This window comes from [Flexibacter] sp. ATCC 35208 (genome assembly GCF_001975825.1).
Lineage (GTDB): Bacteria > Bacteroidota > Bacteroidia > Chitinophagales > Chitinophagaceae > Chitinophaga.
Window position 1 is genome coordinate 45,037 of the sequence record NZ_MTKN01000055.1, and the last position, 9,430, is coordinate 54,466.

Below are 9,430 nucleotides of genomic sequence, written 5' to 3' on the forward strand. Positions count from 1 at the left end.
GAAAGATGGATTTTCAATGAATTGATACTCTTATACAATACGACCATATTGGACTATACGGTTGGTTTAAAGTTTACTTTTTAAGGAAAAGTTAATATTCTCCCGGAGAAAGTTCTTTTTAGCTAAAACAATTTAGCCTATCTCCGAACGCCAGTACAGCTATTCTTCCATTTATAAAATAAATGGTATTTTGCCCCGCGAAAACTTATTTTTACGTCCTTTATCATGCTAAAATTCCAGACACTCTCAACATGAAAAAACTCATCATTCCGGCCCTTTTGCTGGCATCCTGTTTTGCAAAGGCCCAGACTGTGAACAGCGTCTCAGACCCGGTAGAATGGGTCAATCCACTTATGGGAACCGATTCAAAGGGTTCCTTGTCAACTGGTAATACCTATCCAGCCATTGCCTGCCCATGGGGTATGAACTTCTGGATGCCGCAGACCGGCAAAATGGGCGACGGATGGGCGTACACCTACCATTCGGACAAACTGCGTGGTTTTAAACAAACCCACCAGCCAAGCCCATGGATCAACGATTACGGCCAGTTTGCTATCATGCCGGTAACGAAATCCGTAAAATTCAAAGAAGATGACAGAGCCAGCTGGTTCTCGCACAAAGCGGAAGTAACCAAACCATACTATTATAGTGTATACCTGGCCGATCACAACGTGACCACGGAAATCACTCCAACTGAAAGAGCTGCCGCTATCCGTTTTACCTATGGTAAGGAAGACAGTGCTTTCGTAGTGATCGATGCGCTGGACAAAGGCTCTTACATCAAAGTATTGCAGTCAGAGCGCAAAATTATCGGATATACCACTAAAAACAGCGGTGGCGTACCTGCTAATTTCAAAAACTACTTCGTACTCACTTTCGACAAGCCTTTCACTTATGTTGCTACCTTCAAGAACGATGTACTGAGCAAAGGTGTTGCGGAAGCACAGGAAAATCACGTAGGTGCCGTAATCGGCTTCTCTACCGTGAAAGGTGAGCAGGTAAACGTAAAAGTGGCATCTTCCTTCATCAGCCCTGAGCAGGCAGTATTGAACCTGAACCAGGAGATCGGCAGCAGCACTTTTGACGCTATCAAAGACAAGGCAAAAGCTGCCTGGAACACCGAGATGAGCCGTATCAAGGTAGAAGGTGGTACATCTGACCAGACCCGTACCTTCTATTCCTGCCTGTACCGTTCTATGCTGTTCCCGCGTAAATTTTATGAGTACGATGCCAAAGGTGCAGTGGTACACTACAGCCCTTATAATGGCCAGGTACTGCCAGGCTATATGTTCACCGATAATGGTTTCTGGGATACTTTCCGTGCCCAGTTCCCTTTCTTCAACCTGATGTACCCTTCTATGAACGCTCACATCATGGAAGGTATGGTGAACGCTTACAAAGAAAGTGGCTGGTTGCCTGAATGGGCGAGCCCTGGTCACCGCGATTGTATGATCGGTTCCAACTCTGCTTCCCTGATTGCAGATGCTTACCTGAAAGGCGTAAGAGGTTTCGACATCAACACCGCGTACGAAGCGATCATTAAAAACTCTAACAACGAAGGTCCGCTGGAATCAGTAGGCCGTAAAGGCGTAAAATATTACAATAAACTGGGTTATGTGCCTTATGATGTGAAGATCAATGAGAACACTGCCCGTACACTGGAATATAGCTACGATGACTGGACTATCTGGAAACTGGCAGTTGCCCTGAACCGTCCAAAGGCAGAAATCGAACGTTTTGCTAAACAGGCGCGTAACTACCGCAACGTATATGATGCAGAGAGCAAATTAATGCGTGGTAAAAATGAGGATGGTAAATTCCAGACTCCTTTCAATCCAACCAAATGGGGAGATGCATTTACGGAGGGTAACAGCTGGCATTATAGCTGGTCTGTATTCCACGACGTACAGGGCCTGATCAACCTGATGGGTGGTAAAGAAACCTTCGTTCAGATGCTGGATTCCGTATTCGCTATGCCTCCGGTATTTGACGATAGCTACTACCACTTCACCATTCATGAAATCCGCGAAATGCAGATCATGAACTTCGGTCAGTATGCACATGGTAACCAGCCTATCCAGCACATGATCTACCTGTACAACTATGCAGGTGCTCCATGGAAATCACAGTATTGGCTGAGGGAGGTCATGAACCGCCTGTATTCAGCTACTCCTGATGGTTATTGCGGTGATGAGGATAATGGCCAGACTTCTGCCTGGTATGTATTCAGTGCACTGGGCTTCTACCCGGTTACACCTGGTGCGCCACAGTATGTAGTAGGTGCGCCTTTGTTTAAAAAAGCAACCGTGAAGCTGGAAAATGGAAAAGAGATCGTGATCAATGCACCAAGAAACAGCGAAGAAAACCGTTATATCAGATCTGCCACCTTCAATGGTGCCAACCTGACTAACAACTGGCTGGATTACAATGCTTTGATGAAGGGGGCAACTATCGACTTCGATATGGATGCTACACCAAATAAGAGCAGAGGTATCTCTGATAAAGATGTGCCTTATTCCATGACCCAGGAGGTTAAATAAGATAAAATAATATCATTACAGATAGGAAGCCCCCCTCAACTGAGGGGGCTTTTTTTTATAGTGCTTGTTCGACGCGTCTTCGACGCTTGTTCGACACTACTTCGTCACCAAAAGAACACCAAAAGGGCACCTCAATATCCTAAGGATAATGAAGTGCCCTTTTGGTACCCTTTTAGTATCGGTATCATAGCGAAGACGCACTAAGAGAACGTGGTAATTAAATTGTATGTTTGTTAGCTATGAAACAGGTCAGACTATTACTATGCTTAGCCCTACCGGCTATTTTATTCAGCTGCGCACATGCTCCATACGGTGCTACCAACAAGGTATACCGCAAGCAAGCCAAAACTTATGCCCGCACCTTACGTGCAGAACCTACGGGACAATGGATTGGTACCACCAATTTCAATATGCGTAAACCTAATTACGTGATCATTCACCATACGGCACAGGGTACCTGCGATAGTACTTTCAGAACTTTTACCCTGACCCGCACGAACGTGAGTGCACATTACGTGATCTGTAAAGATGGTACTGTGGTGCAAATGCTGAATGATTACCTCCGGGCATGGCATGCCGGCTTGTCAAAATGGGGAAATGTGACTGATATGAACTCCTGTTCTATCGGCATCGAACTGGATAACAATGGATTCGTACCTTTCCAGCCTCAGCAAATCAATAGTCTGATGGTTTTACTGGATACTTTAAAACATAGGTACAATATCCCGGCAGCCAACTTTATTGGTCATGGTGATATCGCTCCTACCCGCAAAAATGACCCCAACCGGTACTTCCCCTGGCAGCAACTGGCCGAAAAAGGCTTTGGGCTCTGGTACGATACTACCGGCGTAACCCTGCCAGCGGATTTTAATACTAAACAAGCACTGCGTCTTTTTGGTTATGATGTGAAAGATACGAGTGCCGCAATCATTGCGTTTAAAAGACACTTTGTACCCGCCGATTCATTAACCGGCATAAAACTGGATGAAGGAGAGAAGAAAATACTCTATAACCTCATGCAAAAAAGTGAATAACTGATATGAAAAAGATAATCAGTAGCTGTCTGGGTTTATTTTTCTTTATATCGGCCGCTATGGCCCAAAAAGGGGATTGGTATACATGGAGCACAGGCACCACGCCTGCGGTCCATGTGACCATCAACGGAGATGAAATTGTACTGGATCGTACCGATCCGGCTACCAAACAAGGTGGCATCAGTGGCCGAAAATCAAACGATCTGGAAGCCGAACACCTGAAAATCATCAAAAAAGTAGAGAAAAATGACCGGACCTACCTGATCTTTCAGTCATTTGATGGGCTGTACTTCGTAACGACCCTGCAGAAAAGTCCATCCGGCGATTCTGTATTCATGTATTGCGCCGATGGCATAGAAGATGGATATAAAGGATTGAACGAGGCCCTGGACGGAATTAAAAAAGATAACGGGTCCAACTTCTATATCACCCTATTTAAAAAAGAAGTTATTGATGCCGAGAAACGCAAAGTGCCCGTATCTAAAATTACCGGGTCCGAATTCGGCACCGCCTTGCAAACCTTCACTGACAAGATGGATAAATTCTGGCAGGACAGGGGATATGGACATTTTGAACCCTACCACGGTTTTATGAACCTGATCTATGGAAATGCCTTCGCCAATGCATTTGGGAATAAGTATAGCAAACTGAGCCTGATCACTAAAGAATTGAAAACCCCTATTGCTAATTATAGCAACAATCCCAATATCCGTAAGCTTTTAGAGTCAGCCGGATTCCTGAAAAGCGAATGAATTTTATAAAAATCTTAACAACTTAGTCTATAAAACTTGTAGGTTAATAGAATCCTTCTTAATTTCGCCCTGTATTTAACAATCGTCGATTAAATGTCTGTATAAGTAGTAGCAATTTTTCCTACTCATTATTAATTAAGTCAACGCTATTGTGAGTCATGTCAACTGCTGGTTCCTAACCGGCCAGGCATTGTCATGTCCATTAATTACCTGAAATCTGATACAAAAATGCATAACCAACTACGCAGAATCGCCGGTATCATACTGGCTCTCCTACTCGCATATCAATGGGGGCAGGCGCAAAATACACGAATCACCGGGGTTGTCACATCCCGTACCGATGCCACACCTATTCCAGGAGCTATCATTTCTGTAAAAGGCACAAATCATGGTACACAAACCGATGCTGATGGTAAGTATTCCATTACCGTATCTCCAAAAGATACTCTCCGCATCTCTTTTATCGGATTTACCCCTGTTGAGCAGGTTGCCGGCACCAGCCGTACCCTGAATTTCGCGCTGGAAAACAACGAAAGCAAATTGCAGGAAGTAGTGGTCACCGCCCTCGGTATCAGCCGTGAAAAGCGTTCCCTGGGATATGCCGTACAGGAACTCAAATCCAAAGATATAGCCGAGGCCCGTGAGTCGAACCTTGTCAATGCGCTGACTGGTAAGATCGCTGGTGTGACGGTTACCAGTAGCCAGGGTAGTATGGGTTCTTCCCGTATTGTGATCAGGGGCGAAACCTCTATCGCGGGTAACAACCAACCTTTGTTTATCGTAGATGGTATCCCTGTTGATAATAGTCAGCTTGGTGTAGGTATCGGTACCGCCCGCGACTTTGCCAATGCCATTGCCGATCTGAACGCAGACGATATCGAATCGCTCAACGTACTGAAAGGTCCGAACGCAGCAGCATTGTACGGTTCCCGCGCCGCTGGAGGTGTACTGGTTATCAAAACCAAAACCGGTAAAGGCATGAAAGGGTATGGCGTAACTGTAAACAGCAGCGCTACCTTCGAAAATATACTTGTACTGCCTAAATACCAGAACAGCTATGGACAGGGTTCCAGCGGACAGTTCAGCTATGTAGATGGTAAAGGAGGTGGAGTGAACGACGGTGTGGATGAAAGCTGGGGGCCTAAAATGGATGGCCGCCTCATTCCGCAGTTCTTCTCCAATGGTGAAGCAGTGCCTTTCGTTGCACATCCTGACAACGTAAAGGATTTCTATCAGACCGGTTATACCCTGAACAATGGTATATCAGTAAGCGGTGGTAGCGACAAAGCAGATTACCGTTTCTCTTATAATAATACAAAGCAAACCGGCATTATGCCAAACACGGGTATCACCCGCAATTCCTTTGCGTTGAATACTACTTACCGCCTTACACCAAAGCTGACATTGAGCACCTATGCTAACTATGTAAAAGCTGATGCAGACAACCTGCCCGGTATAGATGGTAAACGTGCAAACAGTGTGACGCTGCAGTTCACCTGGTTTGGCCGTCAGGTAGATACCCGTCTCCTCAGAAATTATAAAAATGCAGATGGTACAGATTTCAACTGGAACCATAGCTACTATAGTAACCCATACTGGATACAGTATGAAAACACAGTAGGTCAGGCACGTAACCGTTTCTTCGGAAACGCCCGTCTGAGCTATGAGATCGCCAGCTGGCTCTCTGCTAACTTCCGCATTGGTACGGATACCTATAATGATAGACGTAAGTACAGAGTAGCGTACTATACAAATGGTACGCCTTATGGTTCTTATACTGAAGACGCCTATCAGGTGACCGAAACCAACGCTGAGTTTACCCTGAATGCCAGGAAGAAACTGAACAAAAACTTCTCCATTGATGGTTTGGTGGGTGGCAACGTCCGCAACAATCAATATGAAAACAACTTTCAGCAGGCCCCTAAGCTGGCAGTGAGAGATCTGTATACCTTGAATAACTCCCGCGATCCACTGGTATCTACAAATGTCTTTAACCAACTGAGAGTGTACAGTGCTTTTGCTTCTGCACAGGTAGCTTACAGGGACTGGGCATTCCTGAACCTGACTGCGCGTAACGACTGGTCTTCTACATTGCCTGCGGCAAATAATTCTTACTTCTACCCATCTGTGAATGCAAGTGTGGTACTGAGCGATGCATTGCACATTCAGAGCGATGTACTCTCTAACCTGAAAGTAAGAGGTGGTTGGGCAATGGTTGGTAAGGATACCGATCCTTATAGCCTGATCAATACCTATCCTTTCAGCCAGCCATTCGGTAGCTTACCGTTGCAGACTGTGAATGATAAATACCTGAAGAAAGATCTGAAACCAGAATTAACACAATCTACTGAATTCGGTATCGAAGCAGGTTTCCTGAAAGATCGCCTCCGTGCAGATGTGACTTACTATGCTTCCAGCAGTTACAACCAGATCCTGTTGGCTGATGTAAGCGCCACTACCGGTGATCTGAAGAAGATCCTGAACGCTGGTAAGATCAATAACCATGGTGTGGAAGTAATGCTGGGTGCTACACCTATCACGACTGCCTCCGGTTTTCGTTGGGATGTAAATATCAACTACGCAAAGAATATCTCCAAGGTAATAGAGCTGGACAAAGAAGGTTTCCTGAATGACTATGTACTGGGTAGCTCAGGCAATATGCAGGTACTGGCATCCAAAGGAAAGCGCTATGGCGCCCTGTATGGTAAAGCTTATAAGCGTAATGACAAAGGTGAAATTATCGTAAGCGCAAGTGGTGCACCAGTGGTAGCGGATAATAAAAAAGTACTGGGTTACTATACGCCAAAGTGGACAGGTAGTATCAACAATAACTTCTCTTTCAAAGGTTTCACTGTCGGCTTCCTGATCGATACCCGCCAGGGTGGCCAGATCTGGTCAGGTACTAACTACACCGGTATCTACACAGGTGTACTGGCAGCAAGTATGCCGGGCAGAGATGAGGAACATGGTGGTTTACCTTATTACTATACTAACAATAACCAGCAGGGTACAGCGGTTCGCCTGGAGAATCATACATCTGCAGCACCCAATGGCGAGACTGTATATCATGATGGTATCATCTTCGACGGTGTAACTGCCGATGGTAAAAAGAATGAAGCGATCCTGCCTGCACAGCGTTATTATAAAGCTGTATACAGCAGCTCACTGAACGAAAGCAGTGTGTACAGCGCCAGCTTTATCAAACTGAGAGAGGTAAGAGTAGGATACGCACTGCCGCTGGAAATAGCGCACAAGTGGGGGTTACAGGGTGTGAACCTGACTGTAACTGCACGTAACCTTTTCTACATCGACAAAAAGGTACCAAACATTGATCCGGAAACGGCCTTCAATACTGGTAACGGACAGGGACTGGAAACACTGCAGATTCCTACTACACGTAGCATTGGTGTGAACCTGAAAGTATCCTTCTAATTCAACCATCAAAAAATCAGATTATGAAACTATTCAAATATATACTATGGGTATCTGGTATTGCACTGGTGCTCACATCCTGCTCCAAACAGCTGGAAAAAATTAACAAGAATCCGAATGAATCAGAATCTGCACAGCCGGATTATCTGCTCACCAATGGTATCAAAGCGAATGTAGATACTTACTGGGGTACAGATGCTGCTATGGAAACAAGTTTGCTGTATGTACAGTACTGGGCAAAGATCCAATACACGGATCCGGACAAATACATTCCTGCTTCTACCAGCATCCAGACTATCTGGAATAACTTTTATGCACAGGGTGTACAGGATTTCACTACGCTGATTCAGCTGGGCGATACCCTGCACAATCCGAATTATCGTGCAGTAGGTGTCATCATGCGGTCCTGGATTTTCCAGGTGCTGACTGACCTGTATGGCGATGTACCTTATTCACAGGCTGCAAATATTGAAAAATACCTGACCCCTAAGTACGATAACCAGCGTGATATTTACATCGGATTACTGGCCGAACTGAAAGCAGCGGTAAGCGTGATCAATACGAATGGTGATGCCATCGGCGGCGATGTGCTGTATAATGGTGATATGAATAAGTGGAAGAAGTTTGCAAACTCATTGCGTCTGCGTATTGCACTGAGAATAGCCGATCAGGAGTTTGATGCAGCAAAAGCCGTGTTCGATGAAATCGGTGCGGACAACAGTGGATTGATTGCTGCAAATAGTGAGAATGCACAACTAACATACCTGGCTTCTCCAAATCAGAACCCGGTAGCAAAGAACAGGGAAACGCGTAGTGACTACCGCATCAGCAAGAGCGTGGTTGATTTACTCCATACGTTCAATGACCCTCGTCTGAGTGTATATGGTGCAATCCCTAAAGATACAAATGCAGTAGTAGGTATTACCAATGGTTTGCCTACGGATTCAGCATCCAAACTGGGTTTCAACAAAACTTCAGATGTAGGTGCGGTGTTCACTGCTACGACAGCACCAGCAGTGATCTTCAACTATGCTGAGTTATTGTTCATCAAGGCAGAAGCAGCACAGAGAGGTTTGCTGAGCGGCGATGCGGCAGATCTGTACAAGCAGGCGGTCACAGCGGCACTGCAACAGTATAGTATTGGTGATGCAGCGGTAGCGACTTACCTGGCGCAGACTTCAGTAGCATATGATGCCGCTGATTACAGAAAATCAATTGGTGAGCAGAAATGGCTGGCGCTGTTTGGCGAAGGGCTGGAAGGATTTGCAGAGTGGAGAAGACTGGATTACCCGGTACTGACACCTGCTTACTCAGGTGTACTGAGTGGAAAGATTCCTTTGAGGCTTACCTATCCTTCGGCAGAGCAGGCGCTGAATGGAGTAAATTATAAAGCAGCAGTTACACATCAGGGAGCGGATCAGTTGATTACGCGTCTTTGGTTCGACGTAAGATAAAATCAATAGCCTGCTGTCTTTGTTAGCAGGCTATTGATTTTAAACAAAAAGGGGGCAGTCGCAGACGAGGGCACTGAAAAAGTCCCAAGATGCTTAAATATTAAAGGGAGCAGCAAACGCAAGTTTACTGCTCCCTTTCAATTATCTTAGAGGTATCAGCAATATATCATAGCATGTTACCTCATCAACAGCAACTTCAGCTTAGTTCTTTTTCGAGT

At 45.4% G+C, this 9,430-nt stretch carries 5 protein-coding genes; all 5 read left to right on the forward strand.

Annotated elements, in window-relative coordinates; genetic code table 11:
* Positions 1–251 precede the first annotated feature (251 nt).
* The 5 genes from BW716_RS26810 to BW716_RS26830 all read left to right on the forward strand — a co-directional run bounded on the left by BW716_RS26810 (position 252) and on the right by BW716_RS26830 (position 9,212).
* The gene (locus tag BW716_RS26810; RefSeq protein ID WP_083728785.1) at positions 252–2,540 is read left to right on the forward strand and encodes a GH92 family glycosyl hydrolase; all 2,289 of its coding nucleotides are present in this window, start codon (positions 252–254) and stop codon (positions 2,538–2,540) included.
* Positions 2,541–2,779: 239 nt separating this feature from the next.
* A complete protein-coding gene (locus tag BW716_RS26815) occupies positions 2,780–3,574 on the forward strand; it encodes an N-acetylmuramoyl-L-alanine amidase (protein ID WP_083728787.1) in 795 nt (264 codons plus the stop codon).
* Between the two features lie 5 nt (positions 3,575–3,579).
* Positions 3,580–4,326 carry a hypothetical protein gene (locus tag BW716_RS26820; RefSeq protein WP_143709059.1) on the forward strand — a complete coding sequence of 249 codons (747 nt, stop codon included), beginning with the start codon at positions 3,580–3,582 and terminating at the stop codon, positions 4,324–4,326.
* 228 nt (positions 4,327–4,554) lie between these two features.
* Positions 4,555–7,758, forward strand: coding sequence for a SusC/RagA family TonB-linked outer membrane protein (locus tag BW716_RS26825; RefSeq protein WP_083728793.1), 3,204 nt, complete (start codon positions 4,555–4,557; stop codon positions 7,756–7,758).
* Between the two features lie 23 nt (positions 7,759–7,781).
* The gene (locus BW716_RS26830) at positions 7,782–9,212 is read left to right on the forward strand and encodes a SusD/RagB family nutrient-binding outer membrane lipoprotein (RefSeq protein ID WP_083728791.1); all 1,431 of its coding nucleotides are present in this window, start codon (positions 7,782–7,784) and stop codon (positions 9,210–9,212) included.
* The last annotated feature ends 218 nt before the right edge of the window (positions 9,213–9,430 follow it).

What these genes read in the sequence shown, in the direction of transcription:
- BW716_RS26810 (WP_083728785.1), top strand. Translation starts at nt 252, where the DNA reads ATGAAAAAACTCATCATTCCGGCCCTTTTGCTGGCATCCTGTTTTGCA.
- BW716_RS26820 (WP_143709059.1), top strand. Translation starts at nt 3,580, where the DNA reads ATGAAAAAGATAATCAGTAGCTGTCTGGGTTTATTTTTCTTTATATCG.
- BW716_RS26825 (WP_083728793.1), top strand. Translation starts at nt 4,555, where the DNA reads ATGCATAACCAACTACGCAGAATCGCCGGTATCATACTGGCTCTCCTA.
- BW716_RS26815 (WP_083728787.1), top strand. Translation starts at nt 2,780, where the DNA reads ATGAAACAGGTCAGACTATTACTATGCTTAGCCCTACCGGCTATTTTA.
- BW716_RS26830 (WP_083728791.1), top strand. Translation starts at nt 7,782, where the DNA reads ATGAAACTATTCAAATATATACTATGGGTATCTGGTATTGCACTGGTG.